General features: G+C 75.1%; 25 protein-coding genes. 13 read left to right on the top strand and 12 right to left on the bottom strand.

What is annotated here, in order from left to right; translation table 11 throughout:
- The first annotated feature begins 108 nt into the window (after window positions 1-108).
- Entirely contained in the window at window positions 109-2388 is a 2280-nt protein-coding gene (locus tag AB0D10_RS17240) for an MMPL family transporter (RefSeq protein WP_360256750.1), read from the top strand.
- Here the strand turns inward: AB0D10_RS17240 and AB0D10_RS17235 are convergent.
- The gene (locus AB0D10_RS17235) at window positions 2385-2924 is read right to left on the bottom strand and encodes an AAA family ATPase (protein WP_360256748.1); all 540 of its coding nucleotides are present in this window, start codon (window positions 2922-2924) and stop codon (window positions 2385-2387) included. The genes AB0D10_RS17240 and AB0D10_RS17235 overlap by 4 nt on opposite strands.
- A gap of 42 nt (window positions 2925-2966) precedes the next feature.
- Window positions 2967-3398, bottom strand: coding sequence for a MarR family transcriptional regulator (locus AB0D10_RS17230; RefSeq protein ID WP_360256746.1), 432 nt, complete (start codon window positions 3396-3398; stop codon window positions 2967-2969).
- Window positions 3399-3460: 62 nt separating this feature from the next.
- Between AB0D10_RS17230 and AB0D10_RS17225 the strand changes: the two genes are divergently transcribed.
- Together AB0D10_RS17225 and coaE are read left to right on the top strand one after the other, a co-directional pair.
- Window positions 3461-4102: an MBL fold metallo-hydrolase gene (locus tag AB0D10_RS17225; RefSeq protein WP_360256744.1), complete on the top strand. Its 642-nt coding sequence runs from the start codon at window positions 3461-3463 to the stop codon at window positions 4100-4102.
- A 100-nt stretch (window positions 4103-4202) separates the two neighbouring features.
- Window positions 4203-4802, top strand: coding sequence for a dephospho-CoA kinase (gene coaE / locus AB0D10_RS17220; protein ID WP_360256742.1), 600 nt, complete (start codon window positions 4203-4205; stop codon window positions 4800-4802).
- Window positions 4803-4907: 105 nt separating this feature from the next.
- Here the strand turns inward: coaE and AB0D10_RS17215 are convergent, their stop codons facing one another.
- Window positions 4908-6218: a histidine kinase gene (locus AB0D10_RS17215; RefSeq protein ID WP_360256740.1), complete on the bottom strand. Its 1311-nt coding sequence runs from the start codon at window positions 6216-6218 to the stop codon at window positions 4908-4910.
- Between the two features lie 104 nt (window positions 6219-6322).
- On the opposite strand from AB0D10_RS17215, the gene AB0D10_RS17210 reads away from it, so the two are divergent.
- Window positions 6323-6964: a GNAT family N-acetyltransferase gene (locus tag AB0D10_RS17210; RefSeq protein WP_360256738.1), complete on the top strand. Its 642-nt coding sequence runs from the start codon at window positions 6323-6325 to the stop codon at window positions 6962-6964.
- 7 nt (window positions 6965-6971) lie between these two features.
- Here AB0D10_RS17210 and AB0D10_RS17205 read toward each other — a convergent pair whose 3' ends face one another.
- Window positions 6972-7748, bottom strand: coding sequence for a hypothetical protein (locus AB0D10_RS17205; RefSeq protein WP_360256736.1), 777 nt, complete (start codon window positions 7746-7748; stop codon window positions 6972-6974).
- 70 nt (window positions 7749-7818) lie between these two features.
- Between AB0D10_RS17205 and AB0D10_RS17200 the strand changes: the two genes are divergently transcribed.
- The 3 genes from AB0D10_RS17200 (at window position 7819) to AB0D10_RS17190 (ending at window position 10181) form a co-directional block, all read left to right on the top strand.
- On the top strand, window positions 7819-8727 hold the full coding sequence (locus tag AB0D10_RS17200; protein ID WP_360256733.1) for a LysR family transcriptional regulator: 909 nt from the start codon (window positions 7819-7821) through the stop codon (window positions 8725-8727).
- Between the two features lie 136 nt (window positions 8728-8863).
- Window positions 8864-9418, top strand: a complete 555-nt coding sequence (locus tag AB0D10_RS17195; protein ID WP_360256730.1) for a GNAT family N-acetyltransferase — start codon at window positions 8864-8866, stop codon at window positions 9416-9418.
- A 154-nt stretch (window positions 9419-9572) separates the two neighbouring features.
- Window positions 9573-10181: a hypothetical protein gene (locus AB0D10_RS17190; protein WP_360256728.1), complete on the top strand. Its 609-nt coding sequence runs from the start codon at window positions 9573-9575 to the stop codon at window positions 10179-10181.
- A gap of 180 nt (window positions 10182-10361) precedes the next feature.
- Here the strand turns inward: AB0D10_RS17190 and AB0D10_RS17185 are convergent, their stop codons facing one another.
- The 3 genes from AB0D10_RS17185 to AB0D10_RS17175 form a co-directional block, all read right to left on the bottom strand.
- Window positions 10362-11180, bottom strand: a complete 819-nt coding sequence (locus AB0D10_RS17185) for a hypothetical protein (protein WP_360256726.1) — start codon at window positions 11178-11180, stop codon at window positions 10362-10364.
- A 650-nt stretch (window positions 11181-11830) separates the two neighbouring features.
- Window positions 11831-13090 carry an alpha/beta hydrolase-fold protein gene (locus tag AB0D10_RS17180; RefSeq protein WP_360256724.1) on the bottom strand — a complete coding sequence of 420 codons (1260 nt, stop codon included), beginning with the start codon at window positions 13088-13090 and terminating at the stop codon, window positions 11831-11833.
- 36 nt (window positions 13091-13126) lie between these two features.
- Window positions 13127-13912 (bottom strand): class I SAM-dependent methyltransferase, encoded by a 786-nt coding sequence (locus tag AB0D10_RS17175; protein ID WP_360256722.1) that lies wholly within the window; start codon window positions 13910-13912, stop codon window positions 13127-13129.
- A 273-nt stretch (window positions 13913-14185) separates the two neighbouring features.
- Between AB0D10_RS17175 and AB0D10_RS17170 the strand changes: the two genes are divergently transcribed.
- Complete coding sequence (locus tag AB0D10_RS17170; protein ID WP_360256720.1) at window positions 14186-14638, top strand: hypothetical protein; 453 nt, start codon at window positions 14186-14188, stop codon at window positions 14636-14638.
- Between the two features lie 340 nt (window positions 14639-14978).
- Here AB0D10_RS17170 and AB0D10_RS17165 read toward each other — a convergent pair whose 3' ends face one another.
- Window positions 14979-15461, bottom strand: a complete 483-nt coding sequence (locus tag AB0D10_RS17165) for an SRPBCC family protein (RefSeq protein WP_360256718.1) — start codon at window positions 15459-15461, stop codon at window positions 14979-14981.
- A gap of 64 nt (window positions 15462-15525) precedes the next feature.
- On the opposite strand from AB0D10_RS17165, the gene AB0D10_RS17160 reads away from it, so the two are divergent.
- The 3 genes from AB0D10_RS17160 to AB0D10_RS17150 all read left to right on the top strand — a co-directional run bounded on the left by AB0D10_RS17160 (window position 15526) and on the right by AB0D10_RS17150 (window position 17398).
- Window positions 15526-16119, top strand: coding sequence for a helix-turn-helix domain-containing protein (locus tag AB0D10_RS17160; RefSeq protein ID WP_360256715.1), 594 nt, complete (start codon window positions 15526-15528; stop codon window positions 16117-16119).
- 9 nt (window positions 16120-16128) lie between these two features.
- Entirely contained in the window at window positions 16129-16749 is a 621-nt protein-coding gene (locus tag AB0D10_RS17155) for an SUMF1/EgtB/PvdO family nonheme iron enzyme (protein ID WP_360256712.1), read from the top strand.
- 127 nt (window positions 16750-16876) lie between these two features.
- Complete coding sequence (locus AB0D10_RS17150) at window positions 16877-17398, top strand: GNAT family protein (protein ID WP_360256709.1); 522 nt, start codon at window positions 16877-16879, stop codon at window positions 17396-17398.
- On the opposite strand, the gene AB0D10_RS17145 is transcribed toward AB0D10_RS17150, so the two are convergent.
- Entirely contained in the window at window positions 17365-18327 is a 963-nt protein-coding gene (locus tag AB0D10_RS17145) for an aminoglycoside phosphotransferase family protein (protein WP_360256707.1), read from the bottom strand. The genes AB0D10_RS17150 and AB0D10_RS17145 overlap by 34 nt on opposite strands.
- Before the next feature lie 43 nt (window positions 18328-18370).
- Complete coding sequence (gene soxR / locus AB0D10_RS17140; protein WP_360256704.1) at window positions 18371-18919, bottom strand: redox-sensitive transcriptional activator SoxR; 549 nt, start codon at window positions 18917-18919, stop codon at window positions 18371-18373.
- Between the two features lie 210 nt (window positions 18920-19129).
- Between soxR and AB0D10_RS17135 the strand changes: the two genes are divergently transcribed.
- Both AB0D10_RS17135 and AB0D10_RS17130 read left to right on the top strand, forming a co-directional pair.
- Complete coding sequence (locus tag AB0D10_RS17135) at window positions 19130-19783, top strand: thiamine pyrophosphate-dependent enzyme (protein ID WP_360256967.1); 654 nt, start codon at window positions 19130-19132, stop codon at window positions 19781-19783.
- Between the two features lie 150 nt (window positions 19784-19933).
- On the top strand, window positions 19934-20827 hold the full coding sequence (locus AB0D10_RS17130) for a transketolase C-terminal domain-containing protein (RefSeq protein WP_360256702.1): 894 nt from the start codon (window positions 19934-19936) through the stop codon (window positions 20825-20827).
- Between the two features lie 16 nt (window positions 20828-20843).
- On the opposite strand, the gene treZ is transcribed toward AB0D10_RS17130, so the two are convergent.
- Both treZ and treY read right to left on the bottom strand, forming a co-directional pair.
- Window positions 20844-22577, bottom strand: a complete 1734-nt coding sequence (gene treZ, locus AB0D10_RS17125) for a malto-oligosyltrehalose trehalohydrolase (protein WP_360256700.1) — start codon at window positions 22575-22577, stop codon at window positions 20844-20846.
- Window positions 22577-25066, bottom strand: coding sequence for a malto-oligosyltrehalose synthase (treY, locus tag AB0D10_RS17120; protein ID WP_360256698.1), 2490 nt, complete (start codon window positions 25064-25066; stop codon window positions 22577-22579). The genes treZ and treY overlap by 1 nt, the downstream gene beginning before the upstream one ends.
- Window positions 25067-25088: the final 22 nt, after the last annotated feature.

The following is a 25088-nucleotide window of genomic DNA, read 5'->3' as shown; positions in this document are numbered from 1 at the left end:
GATGTGTTCTTTATGTGAAGGTAAATGTGAGATGGGGCTCATTGCCCTGCTATAGGTCGAAGTTCCGGTTGCGCCTACATTGAGTGGAGCTGCCCGAAAGGCTCCTTCATGCGCAATGCCTCCTCCGCTGCCCCCGTCTCCGCCCCCGCCGCCCTCGTCGGCGGCCGCCTCGCGGCCCTCGGCCGGTTCTGCTTCCGCCACCGTCGCTGGGTGCTCGGCTTCTGGGCCGTCGTCCTGGTCGTCGGTGTCCTGATCGGCGGCCGGGTCTTCGAGGGCTCGGTGGCCGGGGCGTCCTCGGCCAGCGCCGAGGCCGACCGGGGCAGCGCGGTGGTCGCCGCGGCCGACCCGGTCAAGGGCACCGTGACCGCGGTGGTGGACGGCAAACCGGTGGACGATCCGGCGGTCAAGGCCGCCGTCGAGCAGGCCACCGCCGAGATCGCCGGCCTGCCCGGGGTCTCCGCCGCCGTCGACGCCTACGGCTCCGGCCCGGCCCACGCCACGCTGCGTTCTGCCGACGGGACGGCGAGCCTGGTCTCCGTACGGTTGGCCGACACCGCCACCTCCGCCCAGACCGACGCCGTCACCCAGCGGCTCGCCGCGCTGAACGGCGCGGGCGGTGCGCACGTGACCGTCGGCGGGGACCTGGTGCTGCAGGACGAGGTCAAGAAGCAGACCGAGAAGGACACCCGCTTCGGCGAGATGGTGACGCTGCCGCTCACGCTGGTCGTGATGGTGCTGGTGTTCGGCGGGCTCTCGGCGGCCTCGCTGCCGGTGATCGGGGCGGTCGCCTCGGTGGGCGGCGCGCTGCTGGCCATGTTCGGGTTCAGCCGGATCATGGACATCGACACCAGCGTGCTGCCGATCGCCACCGTGCTGGGGCTCGGGCTGTCGATCGACTACGCGCTGCTCATGGTGAATCGTTTCCGCGAGGAACGCGGCCACGGCGCGGGCATCGCCGCCGCCGTCGAACGCACCGCGGCGACCGCCGGGCGCACCGTCGCCTTCTCCGGGCTGACCGTGGCCGTCGCACTGTCGGGCCTGTTCGTCTTCACCAGCCCGGTGCTCGGCGCGGTGGCCGCCGCCGGGGTGAGCGTGGTGGTGATCGCCGTCGCCGCCGCGCTGACCCTGATCCCCGCGCTGCTCGGCTTCGCCGGCTCGCGGATCAGGACGCCCACCGCACCCGTACCGGACGAGGGGTTCTTCAGCCGGACCGTCCGCCGCGTCCGCAAGCGGGCCGTCCTGGTCACGCTCGCCTCCGTGGCGCTGCTGATGGCGGCCGGGGCGCCGTTCCTCCACGCCGAGATGCGCAACTCGGGCGCCGCCGTGCTGCCCGCCTCCTCTGCCGGGCGGCAGGTCGCCGAGACCGTCGACCAGCGCTTCCCGCAGGTGTCGGCCGCGCCGATCACGGTGGTGGTCGAGGGCGGTCCCGCGGTGGCGCAGGCGTACGCGGACGAGGTGGTCGCCAAGCTGCCCGGGGTGAGCGGGGTCCGGGCGGTGAGCCCGGTGAACGATGCGGTCTCCACGATCGACGTCCTGGTGCACGGGGACCCGCAGGGCGGGCAGGCCAAGCACGTGGTCGAGGAACTGCGGGCGGACCGGGGCGGGCTGAAGACGTACGTCACCGGCGGCGCGGCCTCGGTGGTCGACTTCCAGAAGGAACTGCTCTCGCGCGGACCGTGGGCGCTCGGGCTGGTCGCGGCCGGGACACTGGTGCTGCTGTTCCTGATGACCGGCTCGGTGGTGATGCCGGTCAAGGCGCTGCTGATGAACCTGCTCTCGCTGGGCGCCTCGCTCGGCGCGCTCACCCTGGTGTTCCAGGACGGGTGGTTCAGCGGGATGCTCGGGTTCAGCCCGACCGGGGGGCTGGAGACCTTCATCCCGGTGCTGGTCTTCGCTTTCGCCTTCGGGTTGTCGATGGACTACGAGGTGTTCCTGCTCGCCCGGATCAAGGAGTTGCGGGACAAGGGGCACAGCTGTACCCGCTCGGTGGAGCTGGGGGTCCAGCGCAGCGGTCGGATCATCACCTCGGCGGCGCTGCTGATGGTGATCGTCTTCGCCGGGTTCGCGCTCGGGGACATGCTGATGGTCAAGCAGATGGGCATTGCCCTGGCCGTCGCCGTCGCGGTGGACGCCACCCTGGTGCGCTGCCTGCTGGTGCCCGCCGCGATGAGCCTGTTCGGCGAGTTCAACTGGTGGGCGCCGGCCCCGCTGCGCCGACTGCACCAGCGCTTCGGGCTGAGCGAGCACGTCGATCTGCCGGAGATCGAGCCCGCCGTGATCCCGGCGCCGCGACCGGTGGTCGCGCAGTCGGAGTCGGGGGCGGAGTCGGAGTCGGAGTCGCAGCCGGAGGCGGTGGAGCCGGAGGCCGGGGGCCTGGTGAAGGCCTAGGGGGGCGGGGTCGTACCCGGGCCCGGACCCTGGAGTGCGTCGGTGTACGCGCCGTACAGCTCGGCGACGCACTCCTCGACCACCTGGCCGGCCGTGTCGATCACCAGGTGGTCGCGGTCCCAGGGCTCGTAGGCGCCGGACTGTACGGCCGCCCGGTCCGGGAGGTCGAGGCCCGGGACGTCGACGGTGCGCTGTTCGACGCGGCGTCGGTGTTCGGCCGGGTCGGAGCAGATCGTCTCGACCTCCAGGCAGCGCGTGCCGGCCCGGACGGCGACCTCGCGCCAGGCCTGGCGGGTGACCGCGAGCGGATTGACCGACTCGGCGATCACCGGAAGGCCCTGGCGCAGGTGCTCCTCGGCGAGGGCGTGGGCCACGGCGTAACCGACCGGGCCGAGCGGCGGCGCGAGGGCGCCGGAGCGCACGATCGCCTGTTCGATGGTGTCGACCCGGAGGTGGACGGCACCGGCCCAGCGGGCGAAGCCGCGGGCCAGGGAGGTCTTTCCGGTGGCGGGCAGTCCGCCGAGGATGATCAGCACCGGGCCATCCTGCCGTACCGCCCGGATCCCGGGAGGGGCGGCTCAGGACAGGCGGTCGAGGAGGTCGACCGCGGCGCGCAGCCGGTCCTGCTCGGCGGGGGTGAGGCGGGACTCGATCGCGGTGGCGATGTGCTGCTCGCGGCGGGCGCGCTGGTCGAGCAGGGCGGTGCGGCCGGCCCCGGTGGCCGCGATGAGCTGCTTGCGCCCGTCGGTGGGGTGGGGCTGCTGGGTGACCAGCCCTGCCTCGGTCATCAGGGCGACGGTGCGGGCCATCGACTGGTGGCGCACGCGCTGGAGGTCGGCGAGTTCGGCGACGGTGCAGGAGAGTCCGTCGCGGACCAGCAGACCGAGGACGGCGGCCTGGTTCTGCGGCAGTTCGTCGCTGTCGCGCAGGGAGCGGACCAGGCTGCCGAGGGCGGCGCGCAGATCGGCGGCGAGTTCCAGGGTGTGCGGGTGCGGGGCTTCGCTGGTCATGGGAGAAGTCTATCCCGGATATCTACAGCCATGCTGTACAGCTTTGCTGTAGAGTTTCCGGCATGCGAATCACCAAGTTCGGACATGCCTGCGTACGCGTCGAGTACGGCGACACCACCGTCGTCGTCGACCCGGGGGCGTTCACCGATCCGGCCGCACTGGCCGGGGCGGACGCCGTCCTGATCACCCACGAGCACATGGACCACTTCGAGGAGTCGCGGCTGCGCGCCGCACTGGAGGCCGACCCGGCGCTGCGGGTGTGGACCAACAGCGCCGTCGCCGCCCAGCTGGACGGAGTCGCGCAGCGGGTCACCGCGGTCGGCGAGGGCGACGCCTTCGAACTCGGCGGGCTCGGCGTCTCGGTGCACGGTGAGTGGCACGCGGTGATCCACCCGGACATCCCCCGGGTGCAGAACATCGGCTTCCTTTTCGACGGCCGGCTCTTCCACCCCGGCGACGCGTTCACCGTGCCGCCGCACGCCGTCGACACCCTGCTGCTGCCGCTGGCGGCGCCGTGGAGCAAGGCCTCCGAGGTGGTCGACTACGTCCGGGAAGCAGGGCCGCGCCGGACCGTGCCCGTCCACGAGGCGGTGCTCAGCCCGATCGGGTTCGCGGTGCAGACCCGGCTGGTGGGGCCGGACGGGCCGGGCACGGGGGCCGAGCTGGCGCTCCTCGGGGAGGGGGAGAGCCTGGAGGTGGACTGACGGCCGACGGGTGGCCCGGTCCGGTGCCGGCGGGCCGGGCGGTGCCGACCGGGCCGGTCCGGTGCTGACGGGGCGGGCGGCGCGCCGGTAGCCTGACGCCATGCTGAAGATCGGACTGACGGGCGGTATCGGGGCGGGCAAGAGCGAGGTGTCCCGGCTGTTCGCCGCGCACGGCGCGGTGATCGTGGACTCCGACGTGATCGCCCGCGAGGTGGTCGCCCCCGGGACGGACGGTCTGGCGGCCGTGGTCGCCGAGTTCGGCCCGCAGGTGCTGCGGGAGGACGGCTCGCTGGACCGCCCGGCCCTCGGCGCGGTCGTGTTCGCCGACCCGGAGCGGCTGAAGGCGCTGAACGCGATCGTCCACCCGCTGGTGCGGGCCCGCTCCGCCGAACTGGAGACGGCGGCCGCACCGGACGCGGTCGTCGTGCACGACGTGCCGCTGCTGGCCGAGAACGGGCTGGCACCGCTGTTCGACCTGATCGTGGTGGTCGACGCGGCCGACGAGGTGCGGCTGGACCGGCTGGTGCGGCTGCGCGGGATGGCCGAGGAGGAGGCGCGGGCCCGGATGGGCGCGCAGGCCTCGCGGGCGGACCGGCTGGCGATCGCTGACCTGGTGATCGACAACGGCGGGGAACTGGCCGGGCTGGCGGCCCGGGTGGACGAGGTCTGGGCGGAGCTGGCGGAGCGCGCCGCGGTCTGAGCGGCGGGTCTGTTCGGAAGCCGTTCGCGAACTGTTCGGGGCCGTGCCGGGCCGCCGCGGTGTCGCCGCGCTGCGGTGCCGCGGCTCCCGCGGCGGCGGCGCGTCCTACGCGGCGCCGAGCGGGAGTCGGGCGCGCACGGCGAAGCCGCCCTCCGGGGTCGGGCCGGCGTGCAGGGTGCCGCCGAGGTCGCCGGCCCGGGTGCGCATCCCGGTCAGGCCGTGGCCACCGGACGGCAGTTCCGGGCCCGCGGCCGGGCTCGCGTCCGGTGCCGCGCCGCGGTTCGCCCCCGGTCCGGCCGTCCCGGATCCGCCCGTCCCGGATCCGCCCGTCCCGGATCCGCCCGTCCCGGATCCGCCCGTCCCGGATCCGCCCGTCCCGGTGGGGGAGTTGACCACCGTCAGGCGCAGCCCGTCCGGCTGGACCTCGACGGTGACGGCCACCTCGGCGGCCGGGGCGTGCTTGTGCGCGTTGGTCAGCGCCTCCTGGACGATCCGGTAGACCGCGTACTGCACGGCGGGCCCGGGCGGCGGCAGCCCGTCGGCCGGGCCGGTGACGGTCAGTCCGACCGCCAGGCCGGCCTGCCGGGACTCCTCGACCAGAGTGGGCAGGCCGCGTAGCGAGGGCGCCTGGTCGGCGGCCGTGGTCAGCACGCCCAGCAGGCCGCGCAGTTCGGTGAGCGCCTGCAGGCCGAGGGAGCGGATCAGGCCGAGCGTCTCCCGCACGGCGCCCGGGTCCTCGGCCTGGGCGACCTGGCCGGCGCCCGTGTGCAGGGTGATCAGCGAGACCCGGTTGGAGACGACGTCGTGCATCTCCCGGGCCAACCGGGCGCGTTCGGCGGCCGCGGCGCGTTCCTCGACGTGCCGCCGGGCCTCCTCCAGCAGCCGGTTGCGTTCGCCCAGGAAGCGATTCCGCTCGGCGAGCACCCGGACGGTGTGGGCGCGGGTGTGGGCGCCCAGCCCGAGGACGAGCGGGACGGCTCCGAAGACCAGCGGATCCTCGATCAGGTTGGCGAGCGAGGACGGGGTGCCGACGTCCCCGAGGTCGACCGGGACGAGCAGCCGCAGCTCGGACGCGGCCGCCAGGGCGTACAGCAGCAGGGTGCCGCCGCGCCGCGCGGCCAGTCCGTAGAGCGCGACGGCGAGCGGGAGTTGACCGCTCACCAGGGTGGCCGCGGTGACTGCCGCCGGATGCCGGCGCCGCAGGGCCAGGGCGAGGGCGCCGAAGGCCATCAGCCCGGCGTTGACCGGCGGCGAGGTGGTCGGGCCGAAGTCGGGGTCGTTCGCGGCGAGTGGGACGAGCACCAGCAGGACCAGGGCGGTCGGTGCGAGGGTCCGGACCGGGCGGGGCAGGCGCAGCGGCGGCCCGGGCAGCGGTGCGTCGGGGTCGGCGGCCGACTGGGAGGTGGGCTGCTGCATGAGGGGCATGCTTCCACACCGGGGTGCCGTGCCGGGATGATCTTCGGACCGAGTGGCCGGGAAGGGACTGTCGAAAGGCCGCCGGTGGGGGAGAGCATGGCGGGATGAGTGATCATTTCTCGCCGGGGCCGCAGCTGCCCGGACCCCGCCCGTCAGCACCGCACCCGGCCGAGCCGTTCCAGGCAGGGGCGCACCCGGCCGGGCCTCAGGCAGGGGCGCACCCGACAGGGCGGTCGGCCGTCGAACGGCTGGAGCGGTACGGCCGCGCCGAGCAGGAGGAGGTCCTCGGCCCCGGCGCCGACCCGTACGGCGTCGCGTACACCGGGCTGACCTTCCTGCCCAAGGAGATCCACTTCGGGGTCCGGGCCACCGACGGCCGGCTCGTCGCCCACACCGGGCTGCTGCCGCTGCCGCTCACTGCGGGCGGCACCGATCTGACGGTCATGGGCGTCGGCGGCGTCTGCGTCGCCCCCGACCGGCGCGGCGGTGGCCTCGCGCACGCCGTGGTCGGGGCCGCCCTGGCCCACGCGCGCACGCTCGGCCACCGGCGCGCGCTGCTGTTCTGCCGTCCACCGCTGGCCGCGTTCTACCGGGGACTGGGCTTCCGGGAGGTGGCCGGGGAGGTGACGGTGGAGCAGCCCGAGGGGCGGCTGGCGGTGATGCCGCTGCGCACGATGTGGGCGCCGCTGTCGGCGGGGACCGATTGGCCGGAGGGGCCGGTGCGGCTGCGGTCGCTGCCCATGTGAGGCCCGGTCAGGCGGTCGAGGCCGCGGAGGTCGCCCCGGCTGTGGAGGTCGTCGCGGTCGCCGCGGCCGACGCGCGCGCGTCCGCGTGGGCCACGGCGGCGCCGGCCAGCGCGCGGATCATGGCGTGCGCCCGGGTCCCGTCGCCGGACAGCTCGGGCTGGAACAGCGAGGCGAGGAAGAAGGGGTGGTCCGGCAGCTCCAGGATCCGTACCTCGCCCGACTCGTCCGCGCCGCTGAACCGCAGACCGTGCGCGCGCAGCCGGTCCAGGTAGGCGGCGTTGAGGCCGTACGCGCAGTGGTAGCGCTCCAGCGTGCGGGTGGTGCCGAGGACACGCTCGGCGAGCGTGTCCGGGGCGACGGCGACGGTGCCCTCGTGCCCGACCAGCGAGCAGCTCAGCGCGGCGATCACCTGCTGCTCCCCGTCGGGGTGCTCCTCGCCGTGGACGGCATCGGCCAGGCCGCAGACGTTGCGGGCGTACTCCAGCACCGCGTGCTGGAACCCGGCACAGGTACCGAGGAAGGGGATGCCGCGCTCGCGGGCGGTGCGGACGGCGGCCACGGCGCCGGCCTCGCTGCGGTACGGGCTGCCGGGGAGCAGCCAGATCGCGTCGAACCCGTCCAGGGCGCCGGACTCCGCGGCGTCCCCGGTGGGGATCCAGTAGGCGTCCAGGACGAGCCGTTCGTGCTCGGCGAGGGCGTCGAGCAGGCCCGGGATGCGGGCGTGCGAGCGGACGGCGGGGGAGCGGTCGCCGACCAGGGCGATCCGTGGGGTCATGTGGGTCATGCGGCTATCCTGACCCGGCACCCGAGATCAGCGCCAACGATGATTTCTTACCCGTCGATCAGATCGGTTGATGACCGCCGTGGATCCCCAGCAGCTGCGCACCTTCGTCACCGTCACCCGCCTCGGCTCCTTCTCGGACGCGGCGCGGGAGCTCGGCTACACCCAGTCCGCGGTCTCCCAGCAGATCGCCGCGTTGGAGGCGGACCTCGGGGCGGCCCTGCTGGTCCGCCGCCCGGTCGGCCCGACGGAGGCCGGCCGGCGGCTGCTGGAGCACGCCGCGCCGTTGCTGGTCCGGCTGGAGGCGGCACGTGCCGACGTCGCACGCCTGGCCGGCGCCGCGAGCGCCCGGCTGGTGCTCGGCGCCACGCCCCTGGCGGTCGGGGCGGCGCTGGGGCGCGCGCTCGGCGAGGTGCGCCGGGCGTATCCGAGGGTGGAGCCGGTGGTCCGGGTGCTAGCCCAGGACGTGCTGCCCGCGCAGGTCGCCACCGGCGAGGTCGACCTCGCCCTGATTGACGGCCTGGCCGCGCCCAGCGACCCGCTGCCGCTGCCCGACGTCGGCCCGCTGCGCACCGTCGCGGTGGACGAGCGGCCGGTCGCCGTCGCACTGCCCGTCGGACACCCGCTGGCGGGCCGCGGCGGTCTCGCGCTCGCCGACCTCTCCGCCGCCCGCTGGCTGGACGCCCCCGACCTCACCCCGCCGGTCGCCCGGCTGCGCGCGGCCGCGGGCGTCGACGGCTTCCGGCCCGCCACCCGCTACCAGGGCACCGACCTGCACGGGTTGCTGGCGCTCGTCGCCGCCGGGCACGGGCTCACGCTGCTGCCCGAGCCGGTGCTGTCCGGGGTGCCCGGGGTCGGGTGCGCGCCGATCGCCGGGCCCCGGCTGGTGCACCGCACCGAACTCGTGCACGGGAGCCTGCCGGACGGGCCGGCGGCGCTGCTGGCCCGACTGCTGGAGCAGGGGCGGGGCGGCTCCGCCTGACCGGCGGTCGGTGGTCGGGCCCCGGCGGTCGGTGGTCGGTGGTGACGATGTGGCGGGGCGGTGCTCGGCGGAGGGGGTGTCCGGTGGCCCGTAATGGGGTTGCGGGGGCTACCGGGCCCGATGAAATGATCATGCAATGGACATCATCATCAGGCGGGTGCGGAGCGAGGACTGGGCGCAGGTCAGGGAGCTCCGGCTGGACGCGCTACTGGACCCGGTCGCGGCCATCGCCTTCCTCGAAACGCACGAACAGGCCGCCGCCAGGCCCGACGAGTTCTGGCAGGACCGCGCGGCGGGCGCCGCGACGGGATCCGCCGTGGCGCAGTTCGTCGGCGAGGACGCGGACGGGCGCTGGCTCGGCTCGGTCAGCGTGCTGGTCGAGCGGCCCGGCGGGCCGGGGGCCCTGGGGGGCGATGTCGTCACGGTCGACCAGACGCACGTCGTCGGGGTCTACGTCCGGCCCGAGGCGCGGGGCACCGGGCTGGCGCTCGACCTGATCCGGGCCGCCCAGGAGTGGTCGTGGTCGCTCGCCGAGCCCCGGATCCAGCGCGTGCGGCTGTTCGTCCACGAGGAGAACGCCCGCGCCGAGGCGATGTACGTCAAGGCCGGTTTCGAGCACTCCGGCGTGACCGTGCCGGTGCCGGGCCACGAAACGGCCCGGGAGATCGAACTGGCGGTGCTCCGGGGCTGATCGGCGGCTCCCGGGGTCGGCCGGTCCGGCCCCCGGGCCGGTCCTGCGGCGTCGGGGTGCCGTCCCGGCCCCGTGTCCGCCCGGCGGTTGTGAAGGCGGGGTCACCAGGCGTTCACGTCCTGAGCCTGACGGTCGTCGGGCGCGCGGTGCTGTCATGAGCACAGTCGCCCGGCGAGAGGCCGGGCCGGCCCAGGAGAACTTCCCCATGATGTTCCGTCAGCGTCTGACCGTCGTCCTCGCGGCGGCCTCCCTCGCCGCCGCCGGGCTCGCCGCCGGCACCGCGCAGGCTGCCGCCCCGGCCACGGCCGGCACCCACAAGGGCGTTACGCTCTCGGCGAGTTGTTCGCAGGCGTACCTGCCGTTGCCCGACCCGAACTGCACCCCGGGTGCATACAACCCCGACGTCACCCAGAGCACCATCGGCCAGACCATCTGCGTCTCCGGCTGGACCGCCACCGTCCGCCCGCCGACCAGCTACACCAACCCGCTGAAGGTGCAGCAGATCGCGCAGTACGGCTACGCGGACACCAGCACGGCCGACTACGAGGAGGACCACCTCGTCCCGCTGGAGCTCGGCGGCGCGCCGCGCGACCCGGCCAACCTCTGGCCCGAGCCGCGCTACGGCAGCCAGCCGGCGCAGAGCAAGGACTCCGTCGAGACCAAGCTCAAGAACGCGGTGTGCGGCGGCCGGGTCGGCCTGGACGACGCCAGAAGCGCGATCGCCGACGACTGGACCACGGCGCTCAGCGTGCTGGGGCTCTGAGGCGTCCCGGCGTCAGCGGCGCCCTGACGCGGTGAAGCCGGTTCACCGCGCGCGGGCGTGAAGGGGCCGCCCGGCCCGTCCGGTCCCCTGTGCCGGACGGACCGGGCGGCCGTCTGTGGGGTGTCGCGGGCACCCGTGGCGCGGTGCCCGCTGCGGCGCCCGCGAGGAGCGCCGCGGGGATCAGCCGCAGCCGGGGAGGGCCTCGCACATCGGCGCGGTCATGCCCGTGCCGACGTACTTGTCCTCGGGGGCCTTCCAGGCGTCCTTGGGCTGGGCGCCGGCCTTGGTGACCGCCCAGACGGACAGCTCGCTGACCGTCCCGCCGTCGGTGACCGCGTACTCGTGCAGGGTGGCGGCGGTGCCGTCGGCCTGCGGGACGGTCAGGACGGCGGCGAAGTACGGCGCGTCCGCGGCGCTGTCGACCTTGACGGTGGCGCCGGGCACGGTCTTGGCGCAGCCGTTGAGCGCGTCCGTCAGCCGCTCGTACGTCAGGTTGGTCGTCTGCTTGGTGCCGCTGCTGTGGGTCGGGTCGCCGACGAACAGCAGGGTCTGCTGGGCCGTCCAGCGGTCGCCGCCGAAGCCGACCGACGCCTTCGCCGAGGCGGTGCCGGTGAACATCCACTCGTCGTCCTTGGCGACCGGCGCGTGGCACAGCTCCATGCCCTTGAACTGGACCGGGCCGGTCTGCGGCTTGGCGTTGGCCGCCAGCGGCGCGTAGTGGTAGGTCTCGTCCATCGGGATGCTCTTGGTGTCCATCCAGGCCTTGGCCGGGATGCCCTTGGCGGCGCCGTCGGTGCCGCCGTTGCCGGCCGGCTTGGTGGCGCCTGCGCTGGGGGCGCCGGTGCCGCCGCCCGCCGGTGCGGCGGTGGACGGAGCGGGAGCGGCGGTCTTGCCGCCGTCCTGACCGCTGTTGTCCGGTCCGCAGGCGCTGAGGGCGCCCAGGCAGACGAGGGCCGCGGCGGTGACGGCGGTGTTGGCGATCAGTCGGGTGCTGCGCAACTGACGATTCCTCAAGTGTCCGGTGGCGTGGAGCGGGGTCGGGCGCGCATCGGCCGTGGGCCGCGGGTGCGCGGTACCGCCCGTCCGTCCTCGCCGCCCGGGTGACCCGTGATCGCGGGCACTCGGCATGGCTGTTTCCTCCCCCGTTGACGTACTGCCGTCCGGCTCCCGGTCGCCGCCTCCTCGGGCCTGAGGGGCGGTCAGCGCCGGTACTGCGTCGACGGCGGTCGAAACCTATGCCAAGCGAACGCCGGGAGCAAAGCGGAATCCCGGCGGACGCCCGGGTGGCCGGCGCGATTGGGGGTGCTGATGGGGAACATGTGTGCGGGCGTGGCGGGAGCTATGCGCGGGGTGCGGGGGATTCCTGGAGTGCGCGGACACGGTCAACTGCCGCCCGGAGCAGGGGATTGGCGCTGGCGGAGCGCGGTGCTGCGGGCCCGTACCGCGCCCTCGGGCGAGCGGGGCCCCGGGGCACGCGGGCGCGGGCGGGGTTCAAACCGCCGCCGAGGCCAAGGCTTTCCCACGGGTGCCCCGGGGTGGCGTCGGCCCGCGGGCGGCCGGGGCGGTGCGCGACGGTGGTTCGCGTGCGCGGCGGTTCGCGGTTCGGGCCCGGTCCGGCCGGACCCCAGCGGCGGACCCCGGGCCCTGTCCTAGGCGTGGGTGCCCGGGACGCCGAGCTGCTGGGCGAGCCAGGGCAGGGCCTGGGCGAAGGTCGCGGCGCCGGTCTGCCAGGTGTGCTTGCCGGAGCCGACGGCGGAGACGGTGCGGATGCCGTCCTTCCTGGCCGCCGCCTCCAGTGCCTTGGCGGACTCGATCTGGCCGTGTTCCTCGTCGCCCTGGCCGAAGTACCCGGAGACGCCCTGGTACTTGGGGTGGTGGGCGAGCACGGTCAGCGGGTCGTGGGCGGCCCAGGCGGCGGCGTCGCCGCCGTACAGCTCCTGGACGGTGTGGTCCTTGTCGCCGATGAACGGGCCCCGGTCGCCGGAGAAGTCGCCGAAGTGCGTGAAGACGCCCGGGTGTTCGACGGTCAGGTCGAAGGCGCAGGTGCCGCCCATCGACCAGCCGGCGACGCCCCACCGGTGCGGGTCGGTGGCGGCGTTGAAGGTCGTGCGGACGAACGCCGGGACGTCCTTGACCAGGTGGCTCTCGGCCTGGCCGTGCGGACCGTCCACGCACTCGGTGTCCACCCGGAAGCCGCCGGTGGCGTCCGCGAAGACCAGGATCGGCGCGAAGCCGTTGTGCCGGGCGGCGAAGTCGTCGGCGGTCTTCACCGCGTTGCCGGAGCGGATCCAGTTGTCGGGCGCCGCGAACTCGCCGCCGATCATCTCCAGCACGGGCAGCTTGGGCCGGGACTGGCTGCGGAACCACGCGGGCGGCAGGTAGACGAGCTCCTGGCGGTGGGCGAAGCCGCCGGTGCTGTCCGGGATGTCGACCTGGACGATGCGGCCGGTCTTCGTCTTCCCGTGGATGGAGGCGAGTTCGGCGAGCGTGATCTGGTCCGGCAGCGGCTGCCCGCCGATTTCGCCGATCGCGTCGCCGAGGGTCGGGTAGTAGCCGGTGGAGACGTTCAGGCTGTTCGCAGCGCAGAACAGCGCGAGCAGCGCGGTCGGCGCGACCAGCGCCCGCCGCCACCACCGGGCGCCCCGCCAGCCGAACCCGAGGACACACAGCGCCGCGACCGCCACCCCGCTCCACAGCCACACCCCGAACGGGATCGGGTCGGTGATCCCGCTCAGCGTCACCACGGCCACCGCGGTGGCGGCGGTGACCACCAGTGCCGTCCCCAGCGCGACCGGTCCCCACTTCACCCGCCACGCGCGGTCCCGACGGACCACCGTGCCGAGGAACAGCGCGAGGGCGGCGGCCTGGACCGTCCACGGGAACCAGCCGTCGAGCAGGGAGACGTTCATGTGCCCGGAGGCTAGGGGCGGAGGATGAGAGGCTGGTTAAAGACTGGCAGTTCGCTGGAAGAGGGCTGTGAGGAGGAAGGGCGCGCCGAAGAGTCCGGAACCGGGCGCCCGGACGGCCATCGGGCGGACCTCCAGCGGCGTGAGGTCGCGGAACAGCGACCGCAGCTCCTCGGGCGAGAAGGCCAGCCCGCCCTCCAGGGCGCCGAGTCGGTACAGCTCCTCGTCGGGCCGCTCGGAGCCCATCGCGCCGGCGGCGAACGCGGTGACGGCGAAGTGGCCGCCCGGCGCGAGGACGCGGTCGAGGAGGGCGAGGTAGCTGACCCGGCGGTGCGGCGGGAGGTGGTGCAGGCAGCCGGAGTCGTAGACCAGGTCGTAGTGGGCGTGGGGGAGTCCGGCCTCGAAGATGCTCGCGCGGTGGAAGCGCAGGCCGGCCCCGGCGCCGGCTTCGCGGGCGCGCTCCTCGGCCCAGTCGACGGCGGCGGTGGAGAGGTCGACGGCATCGACCTCGAACCCGCGGGAGGCCAGGTGGATCGCGTTGCGGCCGGGTCCGCAGCCGAGGTCGAGGGCACGGAGGGGGGTGGGGGCGGGGCCGGACTCGGCGGCGCGGCCGGGGGTGTGGTCGGTGGTGTGGTCGGGGCCGGGGGTGGCCGGGATCAGGCCCCGGTCGAGGTAGGAGACCAGGTTCTCGTCCGGCTCGGGTGCGAAGAACGGGCGCTCGGCGGACCGGTCGGCGTAGAGGCCGTCCCAGCGGGCCTCGGGCGGCGGGAAGTAGCCGTCGAGCAGGACGAGGACGTCCTCGACGGTGCGGATCGTGCGGTTCATGCGGTCGAGCGTAGGCGCCCTGGCGGATGGGAGCGATCGGCTCAAGAACCCTTGTGGGGAGGCCTGTTGGGGCCACAGTCGACGGCGCGGGGCCGGGTGGTCCGGGGGCGGGTCGGGGTGCGGCGGTGCCTCCGTCACGGGCCGGGAAGGGCCGTTTCCGCGGGACGGCCGGGGCCCCGGCGAGGGGGTCGACGTCACGGTCCGGACAAGGTTTCCGCATGCTAGATTCGAACGCGTTCAAATATCTCGCCCGCGGGGGCGGACGGGGGAGTCATGACTGAGGTGCCGGTGAGTGCCCGATGGCTGTCGGGCCTGGGAGGTGTCGCGTTCCTGCTGCCGGTCGCGGCCGTGGTGGACGAGTTCGGCACGGCGGGGGCGGTCCTGTACGTGCCCGGGCTGCTCTGTGCCGTCGCCTGTGCGGTGCCGGCCTTCTTCCGCAGTCGGGAGCGCTTCCGGACGGCCTGCGCCGCCGCCGGGATGGCCGTCGCGGCGGTGTCGATCCCCGCGGGCCTGATCGGCGTCCTCTACGGGCTGGCGATCGGCAGGTGGACCCTCTACCTGGCCTTCCTCGCCCTGCCGGTCGCCGCGGTCGCCGGTCTGGTCGCCGGCTTCCGGCGGGCCCGCGGCCGCGGGTGCGGCCGCTGGGCGGCCATGGTCGCCCGGGCGTGCGCGGCGGTCACGGTGATCGGCTGGGGTGCCGTCGACGCGTGGGTGTTCCCGGTCTGAGGGGTCGGCCCGGGGAGTGCTCGCGCAGGGCGGCGAGGTGCACGGCGGAGGCGCCGTGCACCCGGACGGCCGACGCCTCGTGGTGCTCGGCCCCGACGGCGTACGTGGCGCTCCACGTCGCGGAGCCGGTGTCGCTGTCGGGGCCGGTGTCGGGTCGGTGTCGAGGCCGGTGCCGGGGCCGTGGACCCCCCGGCCGGCTCCCGTTGCCCGCTCGGCCGGGGACTCCGCCAGCGTGCCGGCCCTCGTCCCCGCCGTGGCCATGGCCGCGCGTCCTGACGATCCGTCGCGACGCGAGCGTCCGCGGGTCGGAACCGGGTCGGAACCGGGACGGAGCCGGTCGTCAGTGCCGGATCAACCGACGCAGCAGACGGACGTACGGGCTCCAGCGGGCGGGGTGGGCCACGGTGCCGCCGCAGGCGCGCACCGCCCGGTCGAGGCCGTCCTCGACCAGGGCGTCGTGCAGCCACCGGAAGGCGAGCGGCCAGGTGAGCCGTCCGGGCCCGCGCAGACGCATGGCGATGGTGTGGCGGAGCACGGTGGTCCCGCCCGCGGGGTGGACGGTGAACTCGTGGTGGCCGTCGAAGCCGCGCGGGCCGGTGAAGCGGAAGCGCACCCACTGTCCTGGCGCGTACCCGGCGACGGTGTAGCGGATCGGGCCGTGCCCGCCGACGGCGCCGACCGCGAGCGGCCGGTCGAACCGCATCCCGGGCCAGTCGGGCGCCGGCCAGAGCGGGTCGTCGGGGCCGGCGAGGCGGTCGATGAGCGCGCCGACCTCCTCCGCCGGTGCCGGGACGGTGCGTTCGTGGATGTTGAGCACGGCCATGCCGGGTCCTCCCCATGGTTTTGGATGATCCCCTCCAATTGAAATGGAGAGTACTCTCCACTGCATGCCCAGGCCACCCCGTCACGACGAATCCACCCTCCTCGACGCCGCGGTACGGCTCGCCGCGGCCGGCGGACCGGCCGCCGTCACCATGTCCGCCGTCGCCCGCGAGTCCGGCGCCCCCAACGGCTCCGTCTACCACCGCTTCCCCCAGCGGTCCGCCCTGCTGGCCGAGCTGTGGCTGCGGACGGTGGAGGAGTTCCAGGCCGCCTGTCTGCCTGCCTTCGACGCGCACCCGGAGCCGCACCTGGCGGCGGGCGCGGCCGCCCGGCAGGTGGTCGCGTGGTGCCGGGCGCACCGCGAGCGCGCCGTCGTGCTGCTGCACGGCGCGGAGGCGTTCGGCAAGGCGGAGTGGCCCGAGGAGTACCTGCGGCGCGAGCGGCTGGGCGGGCGGCGGGTGCGGAAGGCGCTGACCGGGCTCGCCGGGCGCGCGGGCGCGACGACGGCGCTGGACGTCGACCGGGTGCGACTCGCCGTCGCGGGCCTGCCGCTCGCCGTGGTGCGCGGGCCCCTGCACGCCGGGGCGCCGCTGGCCGCGCACGCGGAGGATCTGGCCGAGCGGAGCGCGGTCGACCTGCTGCGCGGCGGCAGGCCGTAGGATCGCCGGATGATCACCGTTCCGGCCGGCCTGGTCACGCTCTCCGACCGTCGCACCCGGCGCAGTTGGGAGGTCGAGGTCGCCTCGTTCGAGCTGGCGCTCTGTCCGGTCACCCGCGAGCGGTACGAGGGCGCGGCCGGTGACCGCCGACCGGCGCACAGCGTGTCGTGGCACGACGCCGTCCGCCACTGCAACGAGCTGTCCCGGCGCGAGGGCCTGACACCCGCGTACGGGGTGGACGGCGAGGACGTGGTCTGGGACCGGTCCGCGGACGGCTACCGGCTGCCCACCGAGGCCGAGTGGGAACACGCCTGCCGCGCCGGGACGGACGGCCCGCGCTACGGCCCGCTCGACGAGATCGCCTGGCACCGCGGCAACTCCGGCGAGCGCCCGCACGAGGTGGGCGGACTCCGGCCGAACGCCCACGGACTGTACGACCTGCTCGGCAACGTGTGGGAGTGGTGCTGGGACGTCTACGACGCGCAGGTGTACGGCGACTACCGCGTGCTGCGCGGCGGCGGCTGGTTCGACGAGCACTGGAGCTGCCGCGCCTCCGTCCGCCGCCGCAGCCACCCGACGCTGCGGATCGACGACGTGGGGTTCCGGCTCGCCCGGTCGACCGGTTCGTGAGGCCGGGGGTTCGTGAGGCCGGGGGTGCGTTGAGGCCGGGGGCGCGGGCCGGCGTGAAGGTGCGGGCGGGCGTGAAGGTGCGGGCGGGGCGCGGAACCGTCCCGCGGGGCCGGGCGTTGGCGCAGGCGTGGACAACGACCAGATCGCGCTGCGGCCGATCGCCGAAGCCGACCTGCCCGCGCTGGGCGAGCTGCTGAGCGACCCCGGGATGCTGGGGGAGTACCAGTGGTACGGCTGGCGGGACCTGGACCGGTTCCGCCGCCGGTGGGTCGAGAACGGGCTGCTCGGGGATGAGCAGTGGATGCTCGCGGTCACCGTGGCCGGCGAGTTCTGCGGCTTCGTCGCCGCGTTGCGCAAGGCGGTGCTGCCGACCGCGCCGTACTGGAACATCGGCGCGCAGCTGCTTCCGCACGTGCGCGGCCGGGGCATCGGAACGCACGCCCAACTCCTGCTGGTGGACTACCTGTTCGCGCACACGCCGGTGGTCAGGCTGGAGGCGGACACCGAGACCGGCAACGTCGCCGAGCAGCGGGCCCTGGAGAAGTGCGGCTTCACCCGCGAGGGCGTCCAGCGCTCGGTGACCTTCCGGGACGGCGAGTGGCGTGACGTCGTCCGCTACGGCCTGCTGCGGACCGACCCGCGGCCCTGACCGCCTCGGGAGACCCCGAACCACTCCTCGGCGAGGGCGTCCAGGGTGCCGGCGGAGGGCTTCAGCTCCCTCAGGTACCACGGCAGGTCGCTGTAGACGTGGAGCAGCGTGTAGGCCATCAGCAGGCGGGGGTCGACGGGGCGGCCGTAGGCGGCCAGCAGCCGGCCGAGGAGGTGCGGGTCGGCGCGGGTGGTGAAGAGGCCCACCGCGACCAGGTCGTAGGCCGGGTCGCCGATCATGGCGGGCTCGAAGTCGATCAGGCCGGTGAGGCGCCAGCCGTCGGCCGGGTCGGTGAGGAGGTGCTCGCGCATGAACTCGGTGTGCAGCAGGGCGCGGGCGGGGGAGGAGGGGAGCGGCGCCGCGGCGAGGAAGTCGGGGATCTGCTCCAGCCAGGCCTGCGGCAGGCCGCGGTCGCGTTGGCGGGCGACGGCGCCGGCCCGCTGCCGGTCGAGGAAGGCGGGCCAGTCGTCGGGGCCCAGGACGTCGGCGAGCGGCTCGGGGTCGAGCGCGTGCAGGGCGGCGAGCGCCTCGCCGCAGTCACGGACGATCCGCTCGCGGTCCGGCCGGGGGACGCGCGGCCAGGCGGGCGCGAGGCCCTCGCCGGGCAGCCGCGACATCAGCACGTAGCGCCAGCCGTTGACGTACGTGCCCGCCTCCCGGACCTCCGGGGTGGGAATCGGCAGCGCGCCCCGCAGCCGGGCGAGGACGCGCTCCTCCGTGATCCCGTCCCGGGCGCTCGACGTCGGGAACAGCTTGAGGACGTGCCGGGCGCCGACCGCGTAGACCGGGACGGAGCCCTCCGGGAAGCGCTCCAGTGGCAGGCCGCCGACACCGAGCCGGGCGCACAGCGCTTCGGCGGCGGGGCGCACCACCGTCTCGTCGGGGACGACCGCGTCCCATTCCTCGTCCGTCAGTACCGGGGGCAGCACGGGCGCACCGTAGGCAGGACGGCGGCCGTGCCGCAAGCGGTTTTCACCGCCCCTCCGAGGGGCCGCCGAGGGCGTCGGCGACGGGGGAGACCGGTTCGGGCCCGGCGGCCGGGTCGCGGGTGAGCAGGTAGCGGGCGCCGGGGCCGGCGGCGCCCGCGCGGTCGCCGGCGTTGTAGAGGGCGCAGCGGGTGAGGGAGAGGCAGCCGCAGCCGATGCAGCCGGACAGTTTGCGCTTCAGCAGTTCGAGTTCGGCGATCTGCTCGTCGATGCGGCTCTGCCAGGACTCGGCGACCCGGCTCCACTCGGTGCCGCTGGGGGCGGGGCGCTCGGGGAGGCGGTCGAGCGCGACCCGCGCCTCGTCGAGGGAGAGGCCGACGCGCTGGGCTGCGCGGATGAACGCGATCCGGCGCAGTGTGCCGCGGGTGTAGCGGCGCTGGCCACCGGCGGTGCGGGTGGCCTGGATCAGGCCGAGGCTCTCGTAGTAGCGCAGCGCGGACGCGGCGAGGCCGCTGCGGTCGGCGAGTTGGCCGATGGTCAGGAGGTCGGCGGAGTGCGGGCCGGAGCCGCGGCGGGCGTCGGGATGGGCGGTCATGGGAGCCCACTGTAACCGCTTGACCTCAAGTCGGCTTTAAGTTGCACCATCGTGGTCATGACGACGAACGCAACGGCGGAAACCGTGACCGCGACCCGTGCCCGGACGGGCTCCGAGACCGCCTCGAAGTCCGGGCCCGGCATCGGCATCGGCGCCGACGCCGGCACCGGCACCGGCACCGGGGCCCGCTTCGAGGACCTGCCGGCCCTGATGGCCCTGATGACCGGCGCCGAGAAGCACGGCCCGGCCGCCACCTCCACGCTGGACGCGGTCTGGGTGCTCTACGACCGGGTGCTGCGCGTCACCCCGGCCACCGCCGAGGAGCAGGCCCGGGACCGCTTCCTGCTCTCCAAGGGCCACGGCCCGATGGCGTACTACGCGGTGCTGGCGGCCAAGGGCTTCATCGACCCCGAGGTGCTGCCGAGCTTCGGCGGCTACGACTCGCCGCTGGGCCACCACCCGGACCGCACGCTGGTGCCCGGGGTGGAGATCTCCTCCGGCTCGCTCGGACACGGCCTGCCCCTGGCCGTCGGCACGGCGCTCGGGCTGCGGGCCCAGGGCCTGACCGACCCCGCGGTGTGGGTGCTGGTCGGTGACGCCGAGTTCGACGAGGGCTCCAACCACGAGGCGGTGGCCTTCGCCGGGGCCTACGGGCTGGACCGGCTGCATGTGGTGGTGATCGACAACTCCTCGGCCACGCACGGCTGGCAGGGCGGCATCGCGCAGCGCTTCGCGGCCGAGGGCTGGTCGACCGCGACGGTGGACGGCCGCGACCACGAGGCGCTGTACCGGGCCTTCACGGCCGAGCACCCGGGCCGCCCGCACATGGTGGTCGCCCGGGTGGAGCCCAAGGAGAACCACTGACCGGACGCCCGGACGCCCGGACGCCTGACTGCCCGACCGCCTGACCGCCTGACGGCCTGACCGCCTGACCGCCTGACCGCCCGACCGTCCGGCCTCCGAAGGGGGCCCGGACGGGTACGCCAAGACCACACCCGTGAAAGGAACTTCCCGATGGACACCATGCGCGACCGCTTCGTCGACGTCACCACCCGCCTGCTGGACGAGGACCCCCGGCTGGCCGTCGTGCTCGCCGACATCACCGCGGCCGCCTTCACCCCGGCCCAGGAGCGTCACCCGGACCGGGTGGTCAACGTCGGCATCCGGGAGCAGCTGCTGATCGGCGCCGCGGGCGGTCTGGCGCTGAGCGGCATGCGTCCGATCGCGCACACCTTCGCCAGCTTCCTGATCGAACGACCCTTCGAGCAGGTCAAGTTGGACCTGACCCACCAGGGCGTCGGCGCCGTCCTGGTGAGCGCGGCCGGCTCGTACGACTGGCCGGCCGGCGGCCGCACCCACATGTCCCCCGGGGACGTCGCCCTGCTGGACACCCTGCCGGACTGGACCGTCCACGTCCCCGGCCACCCGGACGAGGCCGAGCAACTGCTGCGCCACGCCTACGCGGACGGCGACCGCACCGTGTACGTCCGGCTCTCGGCGCACCAGAACGCGGCGCCGGTGGCGGTCGAGCCCGGCCGCTTCACCACCGTCCGCACCGGCTCGCGCGGCGTGGTCCTGGCGGTCGGCCCGATGCTGGACGCGGTGCTCGCCGCCACCGAGGGCCTGGACGTCACCGTGCTGTACGCGGCGACGGTGCGCCCCTTCGACGCGGCCGGGCTGCGGGCGGCGGTCGGCGAGCGGGCGGACGTGGTGCTGGTCGAGCCGTACCTGGCGGGCACCTCGGCGCACGAGGCGCACGAGGCGCTGGCCGACCGTCCGCACCGGGTGCTGGGCCTGGGGGTGCCGCGCGAGGAGCACCGGCACTACGGCTCGATCCCGGAGCACCTGGCCGCCTACGGCCTGGACGCGCCCGCACTGCGGGAGCGGATCGGCGCCTTCCTCCGGTGACCGGCCGTCCGGCCGGTCAGCCGGTCAGGACCACGGCCGCCGCGTCCGGGCCGAGCCGCACCGAAGTCCCGTCCAGCGCCGCGGGTCCGAAGGCCGCGACCACCTCGCGTCCCGCGACCCCCAGTGGCAGCGCGGCCTCCGCGGCCCCGAGGTTGACCGCGACCCGGTACGGTCCGCGGTGCACCACCAGCCGGCCGGCCGCTTCCTCGTACTCGACCCGCACCGCACCGAGGTCGGGGTCGGCGAGCTCCGGACGTTCGTGCCGCAGGCGGACCAACGTCCGGTACCAGGTGAGCAGTTCGGTGTGCGGGGCGCGCCGGAGCTCGGTCCAGTCGAGGACGGAGCGCAGCAAGGTGGCGGGTTCCTGCGGGTCGGGGACGGCCTCGGCGGCCCAGCCGTGTTCGGCGAACTCCCGGCGCCGGCCCCGGCGGACGGCCTCGGCGAGGTCCGGGTCGGTGTGGTCGGTGAAGTACTGCCAGGGGGTGGCGGCGCCCCACTCCTCGCCCATGAACAGCATCGGGGTGAACGGCGAGGTGAGCACCAGCGCGGCGCCGCAGGCGAGCCGGCCGACGGGCAGCGTGGTGGAGAGGCGGTCCCCGAGCGCCCGGTTGCCGACCTGGTCGTGGGTCTGCAGGTAGCCGAGCAGCCGGTGGCCCTCCCCGGTGGGGAACGGTCGTCCGTGGCTGCGTCCGCGGAAGGAGGACCAGGTGCCGTCGTGGAAGAACCCGTGGGTGAGCGTCCTGGCGACGGCGGCGAGCGGCGCGCGGGCGAAGTCCCCGTAGTAGCCCTGGGACTCGCCGGTCAGCGCGCAGTGCAGGGCGTGGTGGAAGTCGTCGCTCCACTGGGCTGCGAGGCCCTGGCCGCCGGCCTCGCGCGGGGCCGTGGTGCGGGGGGTGTTGAGGTCGGACTCGGCGATCAGGAACAGCGGGCGGTTCGTGGTGACGGCCAAGGTGTCGACCTCGTGGGAGAGTTCCTCCAGGAAGTGGACCGCCCGGTCGTCCGCGAGGGCGTGCACGGCGTCCAGCCGCAGGCCGTCGATCCGGTAGTCGCGCAGCCAGGCCAGCGCGCTGCCGATGAGGTACGCGCGCACCTCGTCCGAGCCGGGCGCGTCCAGGTTCACCGCGGAGCCCCACGGGGTGTGGTGCCGGTCGGTGAAGTACGGGCCGTACGCGGGGAGGTGGTTGCCGGACGGGCCGAGATGGTTGTGCACCACGTCCAGGATCACGCCGAGGCCCCTTCGGTGGGCGGCGTCGACGAAGCGTTTGAGGCCCTCGGGCCCGCCGTAGGGCTCGTGGACGGCCCAGAGGGAGACCCCGTCGTAGCCCCAGCCGTGCCGGCCGGGGAACGGGCAGACCGGCATCAGCTCGACGAAGTCGACGCCCAACTCGACCAGGTGGTCCAGGCGTTCGGCGGCGGCGTCGAAGGTGCCGCGGGTGGTGAAGGTGCCGACGTGCAGCTCGTACAGCACCGCGCCGGGCAGTGCGCGGCCCTGTCGGCCGGTCTCGGACCAGTGGAACGCGGCGTGGTCCACCGGGCGGCTGGGGCCGTCCGGGCCGTGCGGCTGCCGGGCCGAACGGGGGTCGGGCAGCGGCGGACCGTCGTCGAGACGGAAGGCGTAGTCGCCGTCCGGGGCCTCGCCGGACCACCAGCCGTCGCGGTCAGCGCAGCGGTCCAACTCGTGCGCCACGCCGTCGACTTCGACCTGGACCCGGGAAACGGCGTGGGGTGCCCACACCTCGCGGACCGGCATCAGCCCCTCCTCGTCAGCAGCGCCACCGGGTACCCCGTCAGCAGCTCGGCCACCGGGAGCGCCCCGGCGGGGAAGACGCGCAGCGTCAGCTCGTCCGTCCACGGCCCGTCCGCCGGCAGCTCCAGCACGGTGTCCCGCCAGCCGCCGGCGCGCTCCAGCCCGTACGGCAGCCGGGTGACGGCGGTGACCGTGTCGTCTCCCCGGGCGAAGGCCAGCAGGTGGTCGGCGGCCGGTCCGGTGGCGGACAGCGGCCGGTACGGGCCGAGCGGGCGGGAGCGGCGCAGGTGCAGCGCGGTGGTGGTGAGGTGCAGCTTCTCGCGGGCGAGGTCGCCGGGGCGCGCCGCCGCCGAGTCGGTGAGCCGGACGGCGAGCGCGCCGAGGTCCACCACGCCCCGGTTGTCCGGGTCCACCAGCGTGTACAGCGGCTCCTCGCTGCCCTGGTAGAGGTCGGGCACGCCGGGCACGGTGAGGTGCAGCAGGGCGGCGGCGAGGGTGTTGGACCGGGCGTGCGGGGCGATGGCCCGCACCGTGCCCTCGATCCGGGGGAGCAGCCCGGGATTGCCGTGGACGGCGCGGGCCCGCTCCTCCAGCGCCCGCTCGTACCCGGGGGCGGGTGCGGTCCAGGAGGTGTGCAGCTTGGCCTCGCGGACGGCCTTGAGCAGGGCGGCGACCAGCCGGTCCGGGGGGATCGGCCAGGCGGCGACCAGGGTGTGCCAGAGCAGCCAGTCGGCGTCGCGGTCGAGGCCGGGCGCGGCGGGGCCGGCCGCGGTGGACCAGGCGGCGGCCTCGGAGGCCCAGGACTGCGGCTGCTCGGCGAGGACGGCGAGCCGGGCGCGGGCGTCGGCGCTGCGCTTGGTGTCGTGGGTGGAGAGCACGGTCATGCCGTGCGGCCAGTCGCGCTCCTGCCGGCGGCACCACGCGTGGAAGGCCGCCGGGCTCAGTCCGGGCCGGGCGGGTTCGCCGCCGACCTCGTTGAGGCCGGGCAGCGCGTTCCAGCGGTAGAAGGCGGTGTCCTCGACGCCCTTGGCGGCCACCGCGGCGGCGGTCTGGGCGAAGCGGACGCAGAACTCGTCGTGGTCCTCCCCTCGGCCCAGCCCGCCGAGGGCCAGCGCCGCCACCAGGCGGTCGGTGGGGTCCTCGGAGCCGTCCAGGGCCGTCCGCAGCTGTTCCTGCGAGGCGGCGGGCGCGGCCTCGCCGGGCCGCGCGTACGGGCGGTACACCGGGTAGCCGGTGAGCAGCCGCCCGAGCGCCGCGCGCAGCTGCCAGGGCGCGTGGTCGGCGTGGGCCGGCTCGGCGGCGCCGATCCGCAGCGCGATCCGCACCAGCCGCTCGATCTCGGCGGCGAGTTCGCCGTCCGCCCCGGTCATGTCGGCCCGGCCGCGTCGGGCGGCGGCGACCGCCGGGTGCGGGTCCTCGCACGGGTCCCGGACCGGGCCGCCCCGCAGGAACGACTCGTACGCCCCGGCCAGCCGGCAGGCGCCAGCGTGGTCGGTGAGGACGCCGTCGATGCGGCGCAGCGCGTCGTAGCCGGTGGTGCCGGCGACCGGCCAGTCCTCGGGCAGCCGCTCGTCACCGGTGAGGATCTTCTCGACCACCACGTACGCCCCGCCGGTGGCGGCTGCGAGCCGGCGCAGGTAGCCGCGCGGGTCGGCGAGGCCGTCCGGGTGGTCGATCCGGAAGCCGTCCAGGACGCCGTCGGCGTGCAGTCCCAGCAGGACGGCGTGGGTGGCGGCGAACACCTCCGGGTCCTCGACCCGCAGCGCGATCAGCTCGTTGACGGTGAAGAAGCGCCGGTAGTTGAGCTCGGTGCGGGCCAGGCGCCACCAGGCGAGCCGGTACCACTGGCGGGCGAGCAGCTCGGGCAGCGGCAGCGATGCGGTGCCGGGGCGCAGCGGCAGCTCGTGCCGGTGGTAGCGCAGGGTCCCGCCGTCGACGGTGAGCTGGTCCAGGACGGCGCCGAGCCGGTCGCCGAGCAGCGGCAGCAGCACCCGGCCGCGCCCGGGGGCGTCGGCGGGGCCGGGCTGGGCGGTCCAGTCGATGTCGAACCAGCGCGCGTACGGCGAGTCGGGGCCGTCGCGCAGCACCTGCCAGAGCGGGCGGTTGAGCCGTTCGGGGACGGGCACGGCCATGTGGTTGGGCACCACGTCGGCGATCAGCCGCAGCCCGTGCCCGTGCGCGGCGGCGGCCAGCGCGCGCAGCGCCACCTCGCCGCCGAGCTGTTCGGCGACCCGGGTGTGGTCGACGGTGTCGTAGCCGTGGGTGGAGCCGGGGACGGCCTCCAGCAGCGGGGACAGGTGCAGGTGGGAGACGCCGAGGGCGGCCAGGTAGGGGACGGCGGCGGTGGCGTCGCGGAGGGTGAAGCCGGGCTGGAGCTGGAGGCGGTAGCTGGCGGTCGGGACGGCGGTGGTCCGGACGGCTGCGGCCGGTGCGGGGGTGGTCGGGACGGTGGCGGCCGGGCGGGGCTGCGCGGGCTCGGCGGCGGAGGTCATAGCTCCATAGGTACCCGGGGGA

Origin of the sequence: Kitasatospora sp. NPDC048545, from assembly GCF_040651155.1 — a bacterium.
Classification (GTDB): domain Bacteria; phylum Actinomycetota; class Actinomycetes; order Streptomycetales; family Streptomycetaceae; genus Kitasatospora.
This window is presented reverse-complemented; position numbering and strand designations above follow the sequence as displayed.

Bases quoted from the DNA above. Each gene is read 5' to 3' on its own strand.
- AB0D10_RS17165 (WP_360256718.1), bottom strand. From the start codon at position 15,461: ATGGCCGTGCTCAACATCCACGAACGCACCGTCCCGGCACCGGCGGAG.
- AB0D10_RS17215 (WP_360256740.1), bottom strand. From the start codon at position 6,218: ATGCAGCAGCCCACCTCCCAGTCGGCCGCCGACCCCGACGCACCGCTG.
- AB0D10_RS17130 (WP_360256702.1), top strand. From the start codon at position 19,934: ATGGACACCATGCGCGACCGCTTCGTCGACGTCACCACCCGCCTGCTG.
- soxR (WP_360256704.1), bottom strand. From the start codon at position 18,919: ATGACCGCCCATCCCGACGCCCGCCGCGGCTCCGGCCCGCACTCCGCC.
- coaE (WP_360256742.1), top strand. From the start codon at position 4,203: ATGCTGAAGATCGGACTGACGGGCGGTATCGGGGCGGGCAAGAGCGAG.
- AB0D10_RS17170 (WP_360256720.1), top strand. From the start codon at position 14,186: ATGACTGAGGTGCCGGTGAGTGCCCGATGGCTGTCGGGCCTGGGAGGT.
- AB0D10_RS17210 (WP_360256738.1), top strand. From the start codon at position 6,323: ATGAGTGATCATTTCTCGCCGGGGCCGCAGCTGCCCGGACCCCGCCCG.
- AB0D10_RS17175 (WP_360256722.1), bottom strand. From the start codon at position 13,912: ATGAACCGCACGATCCGCACCGTCGAGGACGTCCTCGTCCTGCTCGAC.
- treZ (WP_360256700.1), bottom strand. From the start codon at position 22,577: ATGCCGGTCCGCGAGGTGTGGGCACCCCACGCCGTTTCCCGGGTCCAG.
- AB0D10_RS17200 (WP_360256733.1), top strand. From the start codon at position 7,819: ATGACCGCCGTGGATCCCCAGCAGCTGCGCACCTTCGTCACCGTCACC.
- AB0D10_RS17240 (WP_360256750.1), top strand. From the start codon at position 109: ATGCGCAATGCCTCCTCCGCTGCCCCCGTCTCCGCCCCCGCCGCCCTC.
- treY (WP_360256698.1), bottom strand. From the start codon at position 25,066: ATGACCTCCGCCGCCGAGCCCGCGCAGCCCCGCCCGGCCGCCACCGTC.
- AB0D10_RS17225 (WP_360256744.1), top strand. From the start codon at position 3,461: ATGCGAATCACCAAGTTCGGACATGCCTGCGTACGCGTCGAGTACGGC.
- AB0D10_RS17160 (WP_360256715.1), top strand. From the start codon at position 15,526: ATGCCCAGGCCACCCCGTCACGACGAATCCACCCTCCTCGACGCCGCG.
- AB0D10_RS17180 (WP_360256724.1), bottom strand. From the start codon at position 13,090: ATGAACGTCTCCCTGCTCGACGGCTGGTTCCCGTGGACGGTCCAGGCC.
- AB0D10_RS17190 (WP_360256728.1), top strand. From the start codon at position 9,573: ATGAGCACAGTCGCCCGGCGAGAGGCCGGGCCGGCCCAGGAGAACTTC.
- AB0D10_RS17195 (WP_360256730.1), top strand. From the start codon at position 8,864: ATGGACATCATCATCAGGCGGGTGCGGAGCGAGGACTGGGCGCAGGTC.
- AB0D10_RS17155 (WP_360256712.1), top strand. From the start codon at position 16,129: ATGATCACCGTTCCGGCCGGCCTGGTCACGCTCTCCGACCGTCGCACC.
- AB0D10_RS17205 (WP_360256736.1), bottom strand. From the start codon at position 7,748: ATGACCCACATGACCCCACGGATCGCCCTGGTCGGCGACCGCTCCCCC.
- AB0D10_RS17135 (WP_360256967.1), top strand. From the start codon at position 19,130: ATGGCCCTGATGACCGGCGCCGAGAAGCACGGCCCGGCCGCCACCTCC.
- AB0D10_RS17230 (WP_360256746.1), bottom strand. From the start codon at position 3,398: ATGACCAGCGAAGCCCCGCACCCGCACACCCTGGAACTCGCCGCCGAT.